The following is a 19957-nucleotide window of genomic DNA, read 5'->3' on the forward strand; positions in this document are numbered from 1 at the left end:
ATTCCTTCTCGGCCATCGCAGCAACTCCCTGATCGCTGCAAAATTGAATCATGCCAAAGCAGACATGCCAACCAAAATGAAAGATTCACAGGCTCCGAGGAGCGCGCACTTGCGCGCGTCTCGAGGGATGTGGCCTCATGGTTCGAGACGACCGCCAAGAGGCGGTCTCCTCACCATGAGGGATCCCGCCTCAGGCCTCTCGCGGCACTGCCGGCTTCTTCGGCGCCGGCGGCGCTGACCGCCAGGCCCGCAGCCGGTTGCGCCATTCGCGCAGCCGCGCCAGGCCGAGCTGACGCGCGGTCTCTACCGTAAAGCCGAACGACCGCCCCGGGCCGACGTCGACCACCAGGTCGACCATGGCGCGCCGGCCGCTCCACAGCTGCGCCATGAAACTCTCCTGCACCGAGCACGAATCGATGGTGTCGATCTCACCCGCGGCGAACAGCTGCTCGGCGAGCTTGTCGATCAGCAGCGCGCCCGGGGAGAACTTGGCGAATTCGGCGTCGTAGCCGGTCTTCCAGGTGTAGGCGCTGGTTCCGCAATACATCAGCACCTGGGCGGCGATCGCCCTGCCCTCGACCCGCAGCAGCGCCACGCTGGCGTCGCCGCGCGCCGCCAGCGCCCGCAGAAGCTCGCGGGTGAAGCCGGCGTGGCGCGGATCGCAGGTCAGTGCGGTGCCCCGCTTGCCCTTCCAGCCGCCCGCCTCCAGCTCCAGGAATGTCTCGAACGCCGCGGCGGCGCCCGCGACCGAGCGGTCGTTGACCAGGTCGACGGCGCCCAGCGCCGACAGCCGGTTCCAGTCCTGCCGCAGCTTCTTGCGGGTGGAGCCGGAGCGCTTGATGCCGTGGTCGCGGGTCGCCAGCGGCCGGGCGAATTGTTTCAGCTCGAGCTGCTCGCCGCCCTTCCCGCTCAGCGCGGTGCGCAGCGCCGCATAGCTCGGCGCTTCGGCATCGAGCGACTTCAGCGTGATCACCTTGGGCAGCGCCGGATCGCGCTCGATCGCCGCCAGGAACGCCGGCATCACCTCTACGGCGAACGCCGGATCAACCACCGGGCTCGACAGGAAGGCATAATAGAACGGCAGCGCCTCGAGGATCGCCGGCAACAGCGGCGCGACGACACGGCGCTGCAGCGCCCACAGCCCGACCAGGCGCCGCGGCGCGGCGGCCTCGTCCCAGGCCAGCAGCACCCGGACATCGGCGAAGCCGCAGTCCTGCGCCGCCCGCAACGCCGCCGGATTCATGAAGACGTTGGGCGACGCGCGCCGCACCAGATCGTCCCACGGCGCGGCCGCGGCCCGTTCTGGTGAACAAATCGTAACCGAAATCATCCGCGGCGATCCGATGAGACGTGACCTGCGAGTGTGCTCGCAACAGCCTTGCGATCCGGTTAAGCCGCGCCGGCGCCGTCAAGCTGTGAGCTGTCATTCCGGGGCGCGAGGCCGTAGGCCAAGCGAACCCGGAATCCAGTATTCCAGGGCGGTGATTACTGGATCCCGGGTTCAATCGCGGCTCGCGCCGCTCATGCCCCGGGATGACGCGTCATGGGCGGAGGATCCTTGAGCCACACGGCCCGCCCTACTCGTCGTCGTCCTCATCATCATCGTCATCGTCCGCATCGGACGGCGTGTCGGCCTGATGCGGCACGTGGTTCTGATCGTCCCACAGCTTGCGATACATGCCGTTGGCCGCCAACAGCTGCTTGTGCGAGCCGCGCTCGATGGCGCGGCCGCCCGAGATCACGATGATCTCGTCCATCTCCACCACCGAGGTCAAACGGTGGGTCGAGAAGATCATGGTGCGGCCCTTGGCGACCTTCAGCAGCGTGCGGTTGATCGCGGCCTCGGTGGTCTGGTCGAGCGCCGAGGTGGCCTCGTCGAGCAGCAGCACCGACGGGTTGCGGATGATGGCGCGGGCGATCGCGATGCGCTGGCGCTGGCCGCCGGACAGCGTGTCGCCGCGCTCGCCGACCTGGGTGTCGTATTTGTCCGGCAGGCTCATGATGTAGCGGTGGATCTCGGCCTTGCGCGCCGCCTGCTCGACTTCCTCGTCGCTGGCGCCTTCCTTGCCGAGCCGGATGTTCTCGCGGATCGAGACGTTGAACAGCATGTTCTCCTGGAACACCACCGCCATCGAGCGCCGCAGCGACTCCCGCGTCACCTTGCGGATGTCGACGCCGTCGATAGTGAGCCGGCCCTCGTCCGGCAGATACAGCCGCAGGATCAGGTTCAACAGCGTGCTCTTGCCGGAGCCCGACGGGCCGACGATGGCGATGGTCTTGCCGACGTCGAGCCTGAGGCTGAGATTGTCCAACACCGGGGTCTGGCTGCCCTCGTATTTGAAGCTGACGCGCTCGAACGAGATGTCATGAGTGATGCGCGGCAATTCCGGCGCCGCCGGCAGATCGGCGCCGCGGGTCGGCTCGTCCAAGAGCTCGTCGATGTGGCGCACCGCGGCGGCCGAGGCGATCGACACCGGGATGAAATGCATCACATGGGCGATGTTGTACGACACCTCCCAGAACGCGCTCTCGAAGGTGACGAAGGTGCCGACCGTGATCTGGCCCTTGGTGGCGAGGTAGGCGCCGATCGCCAGCACGACGAGGTGCAACAGCAAAACCGAGATGGTGACGGTGCGCTCCACCATGGTCGATAGAAACGTCGCCTCGGCGATCTTGCGCCTCGCGTCGTCGTTGCGCAGCCGGAAGAAGCCGAGCATCTTGCGCTGCAGGCTGAACGCCTTGACCACCGCTTGGGCGGCGACGTTTTCCTGCACCATGCCGAGCAGCGCGGATTCCTGCTGCTTCTGCTCGTAATTGGCCTGCACCGCCTTCGGCGTCAGGATCCGCGGCCCGATCAGCGTGATCGGGAACACCAGCAGCGCCACCGCGGCGAGCTGCCAGTTCAAGAACAGCAACAGCACGATGCCGGCGATCAATTCCAGGAAAGGCAGCGCCGCGCTGTTGGAGAAGCTCTTCACCGAGCCTTCATAGGCCGACAGGTCGATCGAGAACCGCGACAGGATCTCGCCGCGCTTGGTGCGGGCGAAATACGCCGAGGGCAGATTCTGGATGTGCTCGAACAGCCGGCCGCGCACGTCGGCGACCACCGCGGCGGCGAGCCGGGCGTCCCAGCGCTCGTACCAGACTGCGACGATCGAGGTGACAATGCCGGCCACCGCCAGCACCGACAGGATGGTGATCAGCGCCTCGAAATCCTCTTCGCCGAGCGCGTCGTCGATCAGGTATTTCAGCGAGAGCGGCATGATGACGTTGAACAACGTCTCGATCACCACGCCGATGCCGACGAAGACGATGATCTTCTTGTAATTGGTCAGGAACGGCTTGGTGAAGCGATAGATCGTCGCCAGCGCGCCGGCGGCCTCTTTGGCGGTGAAGACGACCAGTTCCTCGTCCTCGTCATCGTCGTCGAGCTCCGGGCCGTCGTCGTCCTCGTCATCATCATCGTCGTCGGGCGCAGGCTTCGCCGCGGGCTTTTTCGCGGGATCTGCGACCACCTTGGCGGGCGCTGCGGGCTTGCCCTGCCCCGGCGGCTTCAGGCCCTTCACCGGGCTCGCGGAAACCCCGATCGGAATCGCGAATTTGTCGTCGAGCGGCGACGTCGGATCGGGCTTCGCCGCGCGATCTTCACTGTCCGACGGGGGTCGCTTAGGCGCCATGAGTGAAACCGATCAAACCGATGCTGAACGGCGCTGGCGCCGCGAAAGGAAGACGTGATGGGGATCGCGAGTTGCGATGCTACGCGATCGGCGCGGCTTCGGCAAAGCGCGCCGCTGTTCCATCGTCTGTTTCCGTGACAGTTCGATGAAGCCCGACGCCGAGCGCTGAAACTCGCTCGACCTTGCGCCGGCGCAGCAGCGTTGCTGCGACGGCCGACTACTCGGCCGCCAGCTTGTCGAAGAACGAGTAACGCAGGCTGTCGGCGTCGGCGTACCAGTTGCCCGGCCCCTTGTTGGCCTTGAGCGTCGCCGCCCACACCGCGTCGGTGCAGTCGTGGCGGTGCATCGACAGGTCGAAGCCGTTGGCGAAGAACAGTTCCGACCATTCCCACCAGGTGCCGAGCTTCTTGACGCCGCGCAACAGGTCGTAGCGGTCGATCACCGCCGGCGCCATGTCGCTGGTCACCGAGCCGAACACCAGGCCGGTCTTCACCACGCGGTTGAGTTCGGCGATCGCGCGCGAGACGCGATTTTCCGAGACGTGGCACAGGCAGGTCTCGAACACGAAGTCGAACTCGCCGTCCTTGAACGGCAGATCGACCACCGATCCGAGGTGGTTGAACTCCTTCAACGCGTCGGGGGTCTGGGCGTGGATGCCGCGGTTGTTCTCGATGCCGTGGGCGTCGATGCCGCGTTCGCGCAGCGCACCGACCAACTCGCCGCTGGCCGAACCGGCCACCAGCATCCGGGCGCCGGGCGCCGGATCCCACACGATCTTGATCAGCTCGAGCAGATAGTCCGGATTGGTGAACTGGCTCCAGACGTCACGATACGGCCCCAGCCCGCGATAGGTCTTGAAGTAGTCGCGGTCGATCTTGTCGGAGACCGGCTTGCCCTCCTGCTGCGATCGCACCCGGCGCAGCTTGATCATCTCGGTGAGGATGATGTCGGTGGCGGCGTCGGAGGAATCGAACAGCCCGTTCAGCGTGGAGTCGAACAGATAGTCGCCGACCACCACCAGGCCGGGGTGATTCTTCGGCTCCGGGCGATGGTTGGTCATCACGTCGCGGGTCGGCAGGCCGCCGGGAATCGCGTTCACCGACGACATCCAGCGATGGATCTTGCCTTCCATGAAATGCGACCGCGCGTCGCCGAGCGACGCCGGCAGCGATTTGATCGCGGCGTCGATCAGCTCGTCGTCGCTGAGGTTGGAGTAGGCCAGCGCGTCGCAGCCCGGAATCAGCCAGTTCAGCACGCCGTATTTGCCGACGTCGTGGCGCGAGCCTTCGTTGTAGATGCAGCAGCCGCCGAACGCTTCCGACATGAACCAGGAGCCGGGGATCTGCTCGCCCCAGAACGGACTATCGAACAGGATCGAGACCCGCAGATAGTGCGCCGGGCGATCGAAATAGGAAACGTGCTTGACCATCGCGCGGCGCAACTGCTCGTTGCCCCAGCCGATCGTCGCCAGCCAGTTGTGCGGCAGGCACATCAGCACCAGGTCGAAATCCTTGGTCTCCGGCCCCTTGCCGTTCATCATGTTGAGCTGGTAGCGGCCCTGATCGGTCTTGCCGACCTTGAGCACGCGGTGGTTGAGCTTCACCGTGGCGTCGACTTCGGAATGCAGGCAACTCACCAGCTGCTCGTTGCCGTTCTGGATCGAATACAGCCCGATATAGCCGTCGATATCCATCACGAAGTTCTTCAGCGCGTTGAGGCCGTTGGTGTTGTGGCTCTCGGTGGCGATGTCGGAGCGCGCCATCGCCTTGAAGAAGCGCTTGGCGGTCGGGTCGGCGACCTCCTGGTCGAGCAGCTTCTCGCAATTGGTCCAGGCCCAGGGGTGCTCGTTGTCGTGGGTGCCGACGCCTTCGTAATATTCGATCGGCGTGATCATCTTGCCGCACAGCTTGCGGAACGCCTCGATGGCGTCGGCGGTGACGTCGCCGTATTTCTTGCGCATCCCGGGCACGTCGTTGAGCAACTCGCCGTCGAGCATCACCTGCTCGGCATCCATCGGGATGGTCTGCAGGCCGAAATGCTGCACCAGTTCGCGCAACGGGTCGGGGCCGCTCATCGAGTAATCGTACAATTCGGCGACGCCGGCTTCATACATCGCCGGCGCGGTATCGAAGGTTCGGGTGACGATTTTGCCGCCGATCCGATCCGACGCCTCGTAGATGGTCACGCGGCACAGATCGCCAAGCTTCTTCTTCAAGTACCAGGCGCTCATCAGGCCGCCCGGGCCACCACCGACAATTGCAAGATCGAACATGTTCATCTTTCGCCGCGTCATGGCCGCGCAGCCTTCGGCAACGCGGCGCTCCATCCATCAGCGGTCCGGAGAATTCGGTTTCGGAGCAGCAGCCCCGATTCTTCAATCGTTTACCCGGGAATTCCGGCGGATTGGAGCCGGTGATTCCGGATCGCGTGAGGTCGACGCTAGCAAAAGCCCTTTCCACCTGAAGGGAAGATGAACAAACGGTAATCCAGCGACAAAAAGCGCCAGAAACGCAAAAAGGCCGGCTTGCGCCGGCCTTTCGCGAACAATTCGCGTAAAACTAGCCCTGTTCGGGCGTCGGCAGCGCCAGCGGCTCCGGTTCCGGAGCGCTCGGCACGATGGTCGCCTGCTTCTCGCGCTCGTCGAGAATCAGCTTGTCGCGCTTCACCGCCACTTCGCGGATCTTGGCCATCGAGGCGCCGGTGCCCGCCGGGATCAGCCGGCCGACGATGACATTCTCCTTGAGGCCTTCCAGCGGATCCACCTTGCCGTTGACGGCGGCTTCGGTGAGCACCCGGGTGGTCTCCTGGAACGACGCCGCCGAGAAGAACGAGCGGGTCTGCAAGCTCGCCTTGGTGATGCCGAGCAGAACCGGCGTCCCCGTGGCGATCTTCTTGCCCTCTTCCTTGGCCTTGGCGTTGATCTGGTCGAATTCGATCTTGTCGATCTGCTCGCCCGAAATCATGTCGGTCTCGCCCTGATCGGTGATCTCGACCTTCTGCAGCATCTGGCGAACGATCACCTCGATGTGCTTGTCGTTGATCAACACGCCCTGCAGCCGATAGACCTCCTGGATTTCGTTGACCAGATAGGCGGCGAGTTCCTCGATGCCCTTGATCGCCAGAATGTCGTGCGGCGCCGGGTTGCCTTCGACGATGAAATCGCCCTTTTCGACGATGTCGCCGTCCTGCAGATGGATGTGCTTGCCCTTCGGGATCAAGTACTCGCGGGTCTCCTCGGTGGTGTCCACCGGCTCGATCGAAATCCGACGCTTGTTCTTGTAGTCGCGTCCGAACCGGATGGTGCCGGCGATTTCCGCGATGATGGCGGCGTCCTTCGGCTTGCGGGCCTCGAACAGTTCCGCCACCCGCGGCAGACCGCCGGTGATGTCGCGGGTCTTGGCGCTTTCGGTGGAGATACGGGCGAGAATGTCGCCGGTCTTCACCTTGGCGCCGACGTCGACCGACAGAATGGCGTCGACCGACAGCATGTAGCGGGCTTCACCGCCACGCGCGAGCTTGAGGATCTTGCCGTCCTTGCCCTTGATGACGATCGCCGGACGCAGGTCAGCGCCACCGCGCTGGCTGCGCCAGTCGATCACCACGCGCTTGGCGATGCCGGTGGATTCGTCCAGCGTCTCCGAGATCGACTGGCCTTCGACCAGATCCTCGAAGCCGATGACGCCTTCCACTTCGGTCAAGACCGGGCGGGTGTAGGGATCCCACTCGGCGATGCGCTGACCGCGCTTCACCATGTCGCCTTCGTCGACGCGCATCCGCGCGCCGTACTGGATGCGATGGGTGGCGCGCTCGGTGCCGTCGGCGTCGGTGACCGCAACGACCATGTTGCGCACCATCGCCACCAGATGGCCTTCGCTGTTCTTGGCGATGGCCTTGTTCTTCATCGTCACCTTGCCGTCGAAGTTCGACTCGATGAACGACTGCTCGTTGATCTGCGCCGCGCCGCCGATGTGGAACGTGCGCATCGTCAGCTGCGTGCCGGGCTCGCCGATCGACTGCGCGGCGATGACGCCGACAGCCTCGCCGTGGTTGACCGGGGTGCCGCGGGCGAGATCGCGCCCGTAGCACTTGCCGCAGATGCCGTTGACCAGTTCGCAGGTCAGAGCCGAGCGGATCTTGACTTCCTGGATGCCGGCCTGCTGCAGCGCGTCGACGTGGCTCTCTTCCATCAGCGTGCCGCGCTTCACCACCACCTTGTTGGTCAACGGATCGCGCAGATCCTCGCCCGCGGTGCGGCCGAGAATCCGCGACGCCAACGACGCCACCACGGTGCCGGCGTCGATGATGGCGCGCATCTTGATGCCGAGCTTGGTGCCGCAATCGTCCGCGGTGATGATGCAGTCCTGCGCGACGTCGACCAGACGCCGCGTCAGGTAACCGGAGTTCGCGGTCTTCAACGCGGTGTCGGCCAGACCCTTACGGGCGCCGTGGGTCGAGTTGAAGTATTCGAGAACCGAGAGGCCTTCCTTGAAGTTCGAGATGATCGGCGTCTCGATGATCTCGCCCGACGGCTTGGCCATCAGGCCGCGCATGCCGGCGAGCTGCCGCATCTGGTCCTGCGAACCACGGGCGCCGGAGTTCGACATCATGAAGATCGAGTTGATCTGGGCTTCGCCGCCCTTCGGATTCTTTTTGACGGCGGAAATTTCCGTCATCATGTCTTCCGAGATCTTCTTGGTGCACTTCGACCAGGCGTCGACCACCTTGTTGTACTTTTCACCGTGGGTGATCAGGCCGTCATTGTACTGCTGCTCGAATTCCTTGGCGAGCGCGCGGGTGTCCTCGACGGTCTTCCACTTCGACGCCGGCACCACCATGTCGTCCTTGCCGAACGAAATGCCGGCCTTGAACGCGTTGTAGAAGCCGAGCGCCATGATGCGGTCGCAGAACATCACGGTCTCTTTCTGACCGCAGTGGCGATACACCTGATCGATGACGCCGGAGATTTCCTTCTTGGTCATCAGCTTGTTGATGACGTCGAACGGCATCTTCACCGACTTCGGCAACACCTGGCCGAGCATGGTGCGTCCGGCCGTGGTCTCGTACCAGCGGCTGACCTGCTTGCCATTCTCGTCGAGGCCTTCCCAGCGATACTTGATCTTGGTGTGCAGGTGGATGACCTTGGCGTGCAGCGCGTGCTCGATCTCGGCGGCCTCGCCGAACAACTTGCCCTCGCCCGGCAACCCTTCACGCAGGATCGACAGGTAGTACAGGCCGAGCACGATGTCCTGCGACGGCACGATGATCGGCAGACCATTGGCCGGATGCAGGATGTTGTTGGTCGACATCATCAAGACGCGCGCTTCCAACTGCGCTTCCAGCGACAGCGGAACGTGGACCGCCATCTGGTCGCCGTCGAAGTCGGCGTTGAACGCCGCGCAAACCAGCGGGTGCAGCTGGATCGCCTTGCCCTCGATCAACACCGGCTCGAACGCCTGAATGCCCAAGCGATGCAGCGTCGGCGCGCGGTTGAGCAGGATCGGGTGTTCGCGGATCACCTCGTCGAGGATGTCCCAGACCTCGGGACGCTCTTTTTCCACGAGCTTCTTGGCCTGCTTCACCGTGGTCGACAGACCCTTGGCGTCGAGCCGCGAATAGATGAACGGCTTGAACAGTTCGAGCGCCATCTTCTTCGGCAGGCCGCACTGATGCAGCCGCAGTTCCGGACCCACGGTGATCACCGAACGGCCGGAATAGTCGACGCGCTTGCCGAGCAGGTTCTGCCGGAACCGGCCCTGCTTGCCCTTCAGCATGTCGGCGAGCGACTTCAAGGGACGCTTGTTGGCGCCGGTGATGACGCGGCCGCGGCGGCCGTTATCGAACAGCGCGTCGACGGCCTCCTGCAGCATGCGCTTTTCGTTGCGGATGATGATGTCCGGCGCGCGCAGCTCCATCAGCCGCTTCAAGCGGTTGTTACGGTTGATGACGCGGCGATACAGGTCGTTCAGATCGGAGGTCGCAAAGCGGCCGCCGTCGAGCGGCACCAAGGGCCGCAGGTCCGGCGGAATCACCGGGACCACGGTCAGGATCATCCATTCCGGCTTGTTGCCGGAGAAGCGGAACGCCTCGACGATCTTCAAGCGCTTGGCGAGCTTCTTGTGCTTGATGTCGGATTCGGTTTCCTGCATCTCGACACGCAGCGAGGCGTCGAGCTTTTCAAGCTCCAAGCCCTTCAACAGCTCGCGGATCGCTTCGGCGCCGATCATGGCGGTGAAGGAGTCCTGGCCGTATTCGTCCTGGGCGCGCAGATATTCTTCTTCGCTCAGCAGCTGGCGGTCCTTCAGCGCGGTCAGACCGGGCTCGAGCACCACGTAGTATTCGAAGTACAGAATCCGCTCGAGATCCTTCAGCGTCATGTCGAGCAACTGCCCGATCCGCGACGGCAAGGATTTCAGGAACCAGATGTGGGCGACCGGGGCTGCGAGCTCGATGTGGCCCATGCGCTCGCGCCGGACGCGGGACAACGTCACTTCGACCGAGCACTTCTCGCAGATGATGCCCTTGTACTTCATCCGCTTGTACTTGCCGCACAGGCACTCGTAGTCCTTGATCGGCCCGAAGATCCGGGCGCAGAACAGCCCGTCGCGCTCCGGCTTGAAGGTGCGGTAGTTGATGGTTTCCGGCTTCTTGATTTCGCCGTAGGACCACGACAGAATCTTTTCCGGCGACGCGATCGAAATGCGGATCTGGTCGAAGACCTGAGCCGGCGTCGTCGGATTGAACAGATTCATAATTTCTTGGTTCATACTATTCTCCTTCGGAGAAGCGAATAGCGAATGGCGATTAGCGAGTAGTTCGCCTCAATCGCCATTCGTCATGATCCGCATTCTGTTCGGTATTCCCTATTCGCTATTCGCTATTCGCCGATGCGCGGCAAGCCGCGCATCACTCGGCCGCCTCGGAGGTCGGCGTCGCCAGCTTGGAATTGTGCAGGTCGACGTTGAGGCCGAGCGAGCGCATTTCCTTGACCAGCACGTTGAACGATTCCGGGATGCCGGCTTCGAAGGTGTCGTCGCCACGCACGATCGCCTCGTACACCTTGGTACGGCCGGCGACGTCGTCCGATTTCACGGTCAGCATTTCCTGGAGCGTGTACGCCGCGCCGTAAGCCTCGAGCGCCCACACTTCCATTTCACCGAACCGCTGTCCGCCGAACTGCGCCTTGCCGCCGAGCGGCTGCTGGGTGACCAGCGAGTACGGGCCGATCGAACGGGCATGGATCTTGTCGTCGACGAGATGGTGCAGCTTGAGCATGTAGATGTACCCAACCGTCACCTTGCGGTCGAAGGTGTCGCCGGTGCGGCCGTCATAGACGGTCGATTGTCCGGAGGCATCGAGACCGGCGAGCTTCAGCATCTCCTCGATATCGGCTTCCTTGGCGCCGTCGAACACCGGAGTGGCGATCGGGACACCAGGCTTCAGATTGCGGGCGAGCTCGAGCAACTCGGCGTCGTTCAGCGACTTGATGGTTTCATCTTCGCCGTAGATCTTCCGCAAGGTCTCGCGCATCGGCTTGAGATCCTGCTTCGAATAATAGGCGTCGATGGTCTGGCCGATGCGCTTACCGAGGCCTGCGCAGGCCCAGCCGAGATGCGTCTCCAGAATCTGACCGACGTTCATCCGGCTCGGCACGCCGAGCGGGTTGAGCACGATGTCGGCGTGGGTGCCGTCTTCCAGGAACGGCATGTCTTCGATCGGCACGATCTTCGACACCACGCCCTTGTTGCCGTGACGGCCGGCCATCTTGTCGCCCGGCTGGATCTTGCGCTTCACCGCGACGAAGACCTTGACCATCTTCATCACGCCGGGCGGCAATTCGTCGCCGCGCTGCAGCTTCTCGACCTTGTCGAGGAAGCGCTGTTCAAGGCCCTTCTTCGATTCGTCGTACTGCTTCCGCATCGCTTCGATTTCGGCCATCAGCTTGTCGTTCGGCGAAGCGAACAACCACCACTGCGACTTCGGATACTCCTCGATCACCGCGCGGGTGATCTTGGTGTCCTTCTTGAAGCCCTTGGGACCGGCGATGCCCTGGCGGTTTTCCAACAGGTCCGCGAGACGGCCGTAGACGTTACGGTCGAGAATCGCCTGTTCGTCGTCGCGGTCCTTGGCGAGCCGTTCGATCTCTTCGCGTTCGATCGCCAGCGCGCGCTCGTCCTTGTCGACGCCGTGCCGGTTGAAGACGCGGACTTCGACGATGGTGCCCTGCACGCCCGGAGGCACGCGCAGCGAGGTGTCGCGGACGTCGGAGGCCTTTTCGCCGAAGATCGCGCGCAACAGCTTTTCTTCCGGCGTCATCGGGCTTTCGCCCTTCGGCGTGATCTTGCCGACCAGGATGTCGCCGGCGCGAACTTCCGCGCCGATATAGACGATACCGGCTTCGTCGAGGTTCTTCAGCGCTTCTTCCGAGACGTTCGGAATGTCGCGGGTGATTTCCTCGGGGCCAAGCTTGGTATCGCGGGCCATGACTTCGAATTCCTCGATGTGGATCGAGGTGAAGACGTCGTCCTTGACGATCCGCTCCGACAACAAAATCGAGTCTTCGAAGTTGTAGCCATTCCACGGCATGAACGCGACCAGCACGTTGCGGCCGAGTGCCAACTCGCCGAGGTCGGTCGACGGACCGTCGGCGATGATGTCGCCCTTCGCCACCATGTCGCCGACCTTCACCAGCGGACGCTGGTTGATGCAGGTCGACTGGTTGGAGCGCTGGTACTTCATCAGCCGGTAGATATCGACGCCGGACTTGGTCGGGTCGAGATCGTCGGTGGCGCGGATAACAATACGCGTGGCGTCGATCTGGTCGATCACGCCGGTGCGCCGTGCGGCGATCGCGGCACCGGAGTCACGGGCGACCACGCCTTCCATGCCGGTGCCGACGAACGGCGCTTCGGCGCGCACCAACGGCACCGCCTGACGCTGCATGTTGGAGCCCATCAAGGCGCGGTTGGCGTCGTCGTTTTCCAAGAACGGGATCAACGCCGCGGCGACCGACACCAGCTGCTTCGGCGACACGTCCATGAAGTCGACCTTGTCGGCCGGGATCAGCACCACGTCGCGGGTGCCGCCGTCACGGCAGACGATCAGGTCTTCAACGAAGCGGCCCTTGGCGTCGAGCTGCACGTTGGCCTGCGCCACCGAGTAGCGGCCCTCTTCCATCGCCGACAGATACACCACCTCGTCGGTGACGTGGCCGTCCTTGCAGCGGCGATAGGGCGTCTCGACGAAGCCGTATTTGTTGACGCGGGCGAAGGTCGCCAGCGAGTTGATCAGGCCGATGTTCGGACCTTCCGGCGTCTCGATCGGGCAGATCCGGCCGTAATGCGTCGGATGCACGTCGCGGACTTCGAAGCCGGCGCGCTCGCGGGTCAGACCGCCCGGGCCAAGCGCCGAGAGACGGCGCTTGTGGGTGATTTCCGACAAGGGGTTGGTCTGGTCCATGAACTGCGACAGCTGCGAGGAGCCGAAGAATTCGCGCACCGCGGCGGCCGCCGGCTTGGCGTTGATCAGGTCCTGCGGCATCACGGTGTCGATATCGACACTGGACATCCGTTCCTTGATCGCGCGCTCCATGCGCAAGAGGCCGATGCGGTACTGGTTCTCCATCAATTCGCCGACCGAGCGCACCCGGCGGTTGCCGAGATGATCGATGTCGTCGATTTCGCCGCGGCCGTCGCGCAGACCCACCAGGGTCTTGATCACCGCGAGGATGTCTTCCTTGCGCAGCGTGCGATGGGTGTCGGGCGCGTCCAGCTCGAGGCGCATGTTCATCTTGACGCGGCCGACCGCGGACAGGTCGTAGCGCTCGCTGTCGAAGAACAGCGACTGGAACATGTTCTGCGCCGAATCGATGGTCGGCGGCTCGCCCGGACGCATCACCCGGTAGATGTCGAACAGCGCGTCTTCGCGCGTCATGTTCTTGTCGGCGGCGAGCGTGTTGCGGATGTAGGCGCCGATGTTGACGTGGTCGATGTCGAGCAGCGGCAGTTCCTTGTAGCCCTGCTCGTTCAAGCCCTTCAGCGACTTCTCGGTGAGCTCTTCGCCGGCCTCGGCGTAGATTTCGCCGGTCTTCGGGTTGACCAGGTCTTCGGCGAGATAGTTGCCGATCAGCTCTTCATCGGACAGCCGCAGCGCCTTGAGGCCCTTCTCCTGCAGCTGGCGGGCGGCGCGCACGGTCAGCTTCTTGCCGGCCTCGAGCACCACCTTGCCGGTGTCGGCGTCGATCAGGTCGTTGATGGTCGAATAACCACGGAAACGGCTGGAATCGAACGGAACGCGCCAGCCTTCCTTGATCTTCTTGTACTGGATCTTGTTGTAGAACGTGCTGAGGATCTCTTCGCCGTCGAGACCCAGCGCGAACATCAGCGAGGTCACCGGAATCTTGCGGCGACGGTCGATGCGCGCAAACACGATGTCCTTGGCGTCGAACTCGATGTCGAGCCAGGAACCGCGATACGGAATCACGCGGGCGGCGAACAACAGCTTGCCCGACGAATGGGTCTTGCCCTTGTCGTGGTCGAAGAACACGCCGGGCGAACGGTGCATCTGCGAGACGATGACGCGCTCGGTGCCGTTGACCACGAAGGTGCCGTTCATGGTCATGAGCGGGATATCGCCCATGTAGACGTCCTGCTCCTTGATGTCCTTGACCGAGCGGGCGCCGGTTTCTTCGTCGATATCGAACACGATCAGGCGCAGCGTCACCTTCAGCGGCGCAGCATAGGTCATGCCGCGCTGGCGGCACTCGTCGACGTCATACTTCGGCGGTTCGAATTCGTAGCGGACGAATTCCAGCATCGAGGTGTTGGAGAAATCCGAGATCGGAAACACCGAGCGGAACACCGCCTGCAAGCCTTCGTCCAGCCGCCCGCCGACCGGTTCGTCGACCATCAGGAATTGGTCATAAGATGCCTTCTGAACCTCGATGAGGTTCGGCATTTCGGCGACTTCCCGAATGTGACCGAAGAACTTGCGAACGCGTTTGCGACCGGTGAACGTCTGCTGCGCCATCGTGGCCTCTCATTTCGTCGCCCGCCGGGGCGATGCTTCCGAAGCGCGATTGGCATCGCCCCCGGGTTGAATACCGAACGTCTCGAGCGTCCCGCGCAGTCCCAGGAAACAAATCCCGAGTTCGCGCATTGGATTCCGAGAACGCAAAACGACGTGCGGAGCACCTAACTGCACCCGCCCGTCCAACCATCTCGTTACGGACCGAAAAAGCCCGAAATTGCAAATCTCCCAACGGCTTGCGCCAGACCACGTCGTCTTTGCTCAAAACCGTGCTTTCGTGCTGCCGACCCGATATGGGACGGCGAATATGGAGATTCGAGGGGCGAACCCCAATCATCCCCACACAATGCTGTGTTCCAGAGGAACCCAGCGCGGCGGCCGGGCAAGCCCGACCGCCGCAGTGGTGGTAGCAGTTGCCGGTCCGCGCGAGCGATCCGGCAACGCCGATCCAAGTAAAAGCTTACTTGAGTTCGACCTTGGCGCCGGCCTTTTCGAGCTGGGCCTTGATCTTGTCGGCTTCTTCCTTGTTGACGCCTTCCTTAACCGGCTTCGGTGCGCCTTCGACCAGGTCCTTGGCTTCCTTGAGGCCCAGGCCGGTGATCGCGCGCACTTCCTTGATCACTTCGATCTTCTTCTCGCCGGCGGCGGCAAGAACGACGGTGAACTCGGTCTTCTCTTCGGCGGGGGCGGCAGCGGCAGCGGCCGGGCCGGCAACCGCGACGGCGGCAGCGGCGGACACGCCCCACTTTTCTTCGAGCAGCTTCGCGAGCTCAGCGGCTTCGAGAACGGTGAGGCTCGAGAGGTCGTCAACAATCTTCTGTAAGTCAGCCATTGATCTGTTTCCTTAAGCGTATCAGTTCGAACCAGGGTTGATGTGCGAAGGGCGTCAGGCCGCTTCGCTCTTTGAGGCATAGGCCTGAACAACGCGCGCGAGCTTGGCCGCGGGCGCGGTCGAGAGCTGAGCGATCTTGGTTGCCGGCGCGACCAACAGGCCGACCAGCTTCCCGCGCAGTTCATCGAGCGACGGCAGCGCGGCGAGAGCCTTGACGCTGTCGACATTCAGGACGGTGGTACCCATCGAGCCGCCGAGGATGACGAACTTTTCGTTCGCCTTGGCGAATTCGACGGCCACCTTCGGCGCCGCCACCGGATCGTCGGAAGTGGCGATCACGGTCGGCCCCTTCAGCAGGGAACCGATGGCAACGACGTCTGTGCCTTCAAGAGCAATTTTGGCGAGCCGGTTCTTCGAGACCTTCACCGAGGCGCCAGCGAGCTTCATCTGCGTACGCAGCTTCTGCATCTGGGCAACGGTGAGGCCGGAATAGTGAGCCACGACCGCAACGCTGGTGGTCTTGAACAGACCGTTCAGCGATTCGACCGCCTCTTTTTTTGCCGCTTTTTCCACAGCAAGCTCTCTCCGGTTGGCGACCTTTGCCGAAAGGCAGGGCCGCCGGGTTGCACCCATCGTCCTGCCCGAACCTGACCTCAAGACACACGGTCTAAAGACACGTCGGGCACGACGAGTTTTGAAAAGCCTGCCCTCCCGAAACGCCGCCGGCTGAGCCGGCAAAGCCTCGGGGTGTCGAGGTTCGAACCTGATCCGTTGCCCGCGGCGAAGCCGCGCTGGCGAAATCCGGTCTTCACCCGTCTATGCAGGCAGTTAATTAAGCCGTTGGCAAAACACGAGGTTTCGCCGCGGGCGCCTGCAGTCTCGGACAGGATCGGGATCCATTTGGCCCCGCGCGCCGGCGAACCAGTGCGATGGACTTTTAAGACCCCTGCCCGCATTCTCCAAAGCGTCGGGTGTCCTTTCCTTCGAGATCCCTGCGGATGTCCTGAAGGAATAGTCTCCGTTCGATGTGGGTTTTCAGAATGCGCGCACAGACGTGCCAGCTACGGCCAGCACGTCCGGAAGGAAGTCTTTAACGAGTCTGAACGGGCTTGCCAAGGGCTTTTTGGTTCCCGGCACCGTTTATGCAAGAGCAAAGCCGGGGCCAAGCGCCGGAGGCCGGGGGAGCCGAGTGGGCCAAGGCAATCGGCAAGGCGACACCCGCATCCTCAGCGGCAACTGCTCCGGGCCACATCATCACCCAGGCGGCGGCGGTGTCGATCAACAAGGCGTTCTGAGGGTAGATCAAGCGCCTCGGCAACCGTGTCCCGGACAAGGGGCGGCGCGCAGCGCCGCTCCGCAGATCCGGGACCGTTACGGAGAAACTCCTCGACCAACTTGGCGATGAGTTCGTTGTAACAGGCACGATGCCGTCGTAACGGCCCCGGATCTGCAGCGCACCACGCCGCTTGCGCGGCGTATTGCACTGCGTCCGGGGCACGCGGCGCTCTTAGCGCGAAGTGCTGCCCAAGATAGCCGCCACCTGGCCGATACTTCCCGCCCGCCTACCCCTTCGGGCAGGCCGCCCCCGCCTCGGCCCAGGCCTTAATCAGCTCGCCGAATTGCTTTTGCGTGCCGGGCGCGGGGGTGCGGCCGGCGCCGGGATGCCAGCCCCAGCCGACCAATTCGTCGTCGGCCATGTGATGCACCAGGGCCGCCATGTCCTTGTCGCCGTTGCGGGCGCGGTCCTTAATCTGCACGCAGATCTCACCCAGCGACTTGCCCTGCCAGGCCATCTCCAGCGGGGCCACCGCCCATTTCGGATTGCCCGGCACGCCGGCGGCATCGAAATTGGCCTCGTGGTGACAGGTCGCGCAGGCGGTGCCGCCGACCTCGCCGGTGCCGTGCGGGCCGCGCACCACCAGCGGCTGATGCGGCCGCATTGAATCGCTCTGGGTCGGCCGCTCGCCGGCCGGATGGCAGTTCATGCAGCGCGGCGAACTAATCACCTTGCCGGCCTCCTGAAACAGCGCCGCCGCGCGCTGCTCCTTGTTCTTGATGCCGGCGAACGCCTTGACCGGCTGCAGCACCGCCGGATTGGTGGCAGGGTTGCTGGCCGCATCGGCCTCACCCTGAAACGACGGCGCCGCAACCGCCAGCACCACGGCCGCTAAACCGCCGGCGCCGAGCGCCAGCATGGATTGACGCAGCCGGCTCATGCGGTGGCTCCCGGCACGATCGGCAATTGCCGCGGCCGCGGCAGGCCGAGCTTGGCCATCGCATTGGCGACGGCGGGTCCGAGCGGCGGCACGCCGGGCTCGCCGACCCCGGTCGGCTTTTCGCCGGAGGCGACGATCACCACTTCGACTTCGGGCATTTCGTTGATGCGCAGCGAGCGATATTTGTCGAAATTGCCGGCCACCGGCGCGCCCGCCTCGATGGTCTGCTCGGCGTAGAGGATGTGGCCGAGCGCAAAGCCGATGCCGCCTTCCATCTGGGCGCGGATGATGTCCGGATTGACCGCGACGCCGCAATCCACCGCGCACCACACCTTGTGCAGCTTCGGCCCCTCCTCGGTCATCGACAGCTCGACCACCTGCGCCACGAAGGTGTTGAAGCTCTCGACAACGGCGACGCCGCGGACGCGGCCCGCTTCCAGCTTGGCGCCCTTCCAGTTCGCCAATTCGGCGACCGCCTTCAGCACGCCGGCATGACGCGGCTTGTTGTCGCCCATCAGCGCCAGCCGGCCTTCGACCGGGTCCTGCCCCGCCGCCTCCAGCAGCTCGTCGATAAAAGCTTCGACCGCATAGCCGGTGTGGGTGTGGCCGACCGAGCGCCACCACAAGACCGGGACGCCGACATCGACCTGATGCAGATCGCAGCGGAAATTCGCCACCTCGTAGGGAATCTCGTTGGAGCCCTCATAGGTGGTGGAATCCATGCCGTCCTTGAAGGTCATCGCCTCGAACGGCGTGCCCTTCATAATCGACTGCCCGACGATGGTGTCGGTCCAGCCCTCGATCTTGCCGTCGCGAACGACGCCTCGCATCCGATGCACGCCGAACGGCCGGTAGTAACCGCCGCGCATGTCGTCCTCGCGGGTCCACACCAGCTTCAGCGGCTTGCCCGGCCCGATCGCCTTGGCGACTTCGGCCAGTTCAATCGCCGCATGAACGGTCTGCTGCGCGCGGCGGCCGAAACTGCCGCCGGCCAGCAACACTTCGAGCTTCACCTTGTCGACGCCGATCCCCAGCACCTGCGCGATGGCGCCGTGATCGGGGGTCGGAAACTGGCAGCCGTAGCGCGCCAGCGCGGTGTCGCCGTCCCATTTGATGAAGCCGTTGAGCGGCTCCATCGCCGCATGCGCCAGATAGGGAAACACGTATTCGGCTTCGATCAGCCGGCCGCCCTTGGCGAATTCGGCATCGACGTCGCCGTGCTGCTTCACGGTCTTGCCCGGCGTCTTCGCCAGCGCGCGAAACTCCGACAGAATCTCGCGGGTGCCGCGGGTCTCCGCCTTGCTGTCGTCCCAAACGATCTTCAGCGCGTCGCGCCCTAGCTTCGCCGGCCAAAAACCCTTGGCATAGACCGCGACGCCGGTCGGCACCTGGCGGACGTCGACCACGCCGGCGATCTGCTTGGCCGCGGTCGCATCGAACGAACTCACCACGCCGCCGAATTTCGGCGAGCGCGCGATCAGCACGGTGAGCATCTCCGGCTCGTCGAGGTCGAGCGTGAAGATCGCCGAGCCGTTCGACTTCGCGGCACTGTCGAGCCGCTGCACCGCGCCGTCTCTGCCGATCAGCTTGAAATCGGCCGGATCCTTCAATTGCGGATCGGCAGGTACCGGCCGCAGCATCGCCTCGGTTGCGAATTCGCCGAACCGGCCTTGCTTGCCGGACGCGTGCTTGATCACGCCGTTCTCGACGCTGATCTCGGAGGCCGCGACCCGCCAGCGCTCGGCCGCAGTCGCCACCAGCATTTGCCGCGCGGCGGCGCCGACTTTGCGCATCTGCTCGTAGGAATTGGCGATCGCGCTGGAGCCGCCGGTGCCCTGCACGCCGAACAACAGGTTCTTGTACAGCGCCGGATTCGACGGCGCGTGCACGGCGCGCATCTGCGACCAGTCGGCGTCGAGCTCTTCGGCGACCAGCGTGGCGAAGCCGGTGAACGGCCCCTGGCCGAATTCGATCGCCTTGCACAGCACCGTCACGGTGTCATCCGGCGCGATGATCAGGAAGGTGTTCGGCAAGATGTTGACGCTTTGCGGCGCCGGCCGGTTCTGCGCGAACGACGGCGTGCGGCCGGCGATATAGACGCCGATCGCCAGCCCGGCGCCGGCTTGCAGCAGCGCGCGGCGCGACAACGTGGAGCCGGCTTCGGCGTGCGTCTTTTCGTCAAGGATCGAGCGGTCATGGATCATGGC

9 protein-coding genes are annotated in these 19957 nt (G+C 64.0%); all 9 read right to left on the bottom strand.

The window, feature by feature from the left end; genetic code table 11:
• Positions 1-190 precede the first annotated feature (190 nt).
• Positions 191-1330, bottom strand: coding sequence for a GNAT family N-acetyltransferase (locus HNR60_RS18375; RefSeq protein WP_184260378.1), 1140 nt, complete (start codon positions 1328-1330; stop codon positions 191-193).
• A 247-nt stretch (positions 1331-1577) separates the two neighbouring features.
• Positions 1578-3677: an ABC transporter ATP-binding protein gene (locus tag HNR60_RS18380; protein ID WP_184260381.1), complete on the bottom strand. Its 2100-nt coding sequence runs from the start codon at positions 3675-3677 to the stop codon at positions 1578-1580.
• A 217-nt stretch (positions 3678-3894) separates the two neighbouring features.
• Positions 3895-5949 (bottom strand): FAD-dependent oxidoreductase, encoded by a 2055-nt coding sequence (locus HNR60_RS18385; protein ID WP_184260533.1) that lies wholly within the window; start codon positions 5947-5949, stop codon positions 3895-3897.
• A 286-nt stretch (positions 5950-6235) separates the two neighbouring features.
• On the bottom strand, positions 6236-10441 hold the full coding sequence (rpoC, locus tag HNR60_RS18390; RefSeq protein ID WP_184260384.1) for a DNA-directed RNA polymerase subunit beta': 4206 nt from the start codon (positions 10439-10441) through the stop codon (positions 6236-6238).
• A 139-nt stretch (positions 10442-10580) separates the two neighbouring features.
• Complete coding sequence (gene rpoB / locus HNR60_RS18395; RefSeq protein ID WP_184260387.1) at positions 10581-14702, bottom strand: DNA-directed RNA polymerase subunit beta; 4122 nt, start codon at positions 14700-14702, stop codon at positions 10581-10583.
• A gap of 460 nt (positions 14703-15162) precedes the next feature.
• Positions 15163-15534 carry a 50S ribosomal protein L7/L12 gene (gene rplL, locus HNR60_RS18400; RefSeq protein ID WP_184260390.1) on the bottom strand — a complete coding sequence of 124 codons (372 nt, stop codon included), beginning with the start codon at positions 15532-15534 and terminating at the stop codon, positions 15163-15165.
• 54 nt (positions 15535-15588) lie between these two features.
• A complete protein-coding gene (rplJ, locus tag HNR60_RS18405) occupies positions 15589-16107 on the bottom strand; it encodes a 50S ribosomal protein L10 (RefSeq protein ID WP_011473887.1) in 519 nt (172 codons plus the stop codon).
• 989 nt (positions 16108-17096) lie between these two features.
• Positions 17097-17750, bottom strand: coding sequence for an Isoquinoline 1-oxidoreductase subunit (locus tag HNR60_RS18410; RefSeq protein WP_184260394.1), 654 nt, complete (start codon positions 17748-17750; stop codon positions 17097-17099).
• Positions 17747-19954, bottom strand: a complete 2208-nt coding sequence (locus tag HNR60_RS18415; protein ID WP_184260397.1) for a xanthine dehydrogenase family protein molybdopterin-binding subunit — start codon at positions 19952-19954, stop codon at positions 17747-17749. Before HNR60_RS18415 ends, HNR60_RS18410 begins: the two co-directional genes overlap by 4 nt.
• Between the last annotated feature and the right edge of the window lie 3 nt (positions 19955-19957).

Source organism: Rhodopseudomonas rhenobacensis, from assembly GCF_014203125.1.
Classification (GTDB): domain Bacteria; phylum Pseudomonadota; class Alphaproteobacteria; order Rhizobiales; family Xanthobacteraceae; genus Rhodopseudomonas_A; species Rhodopseudomonas_A rhenobacensis.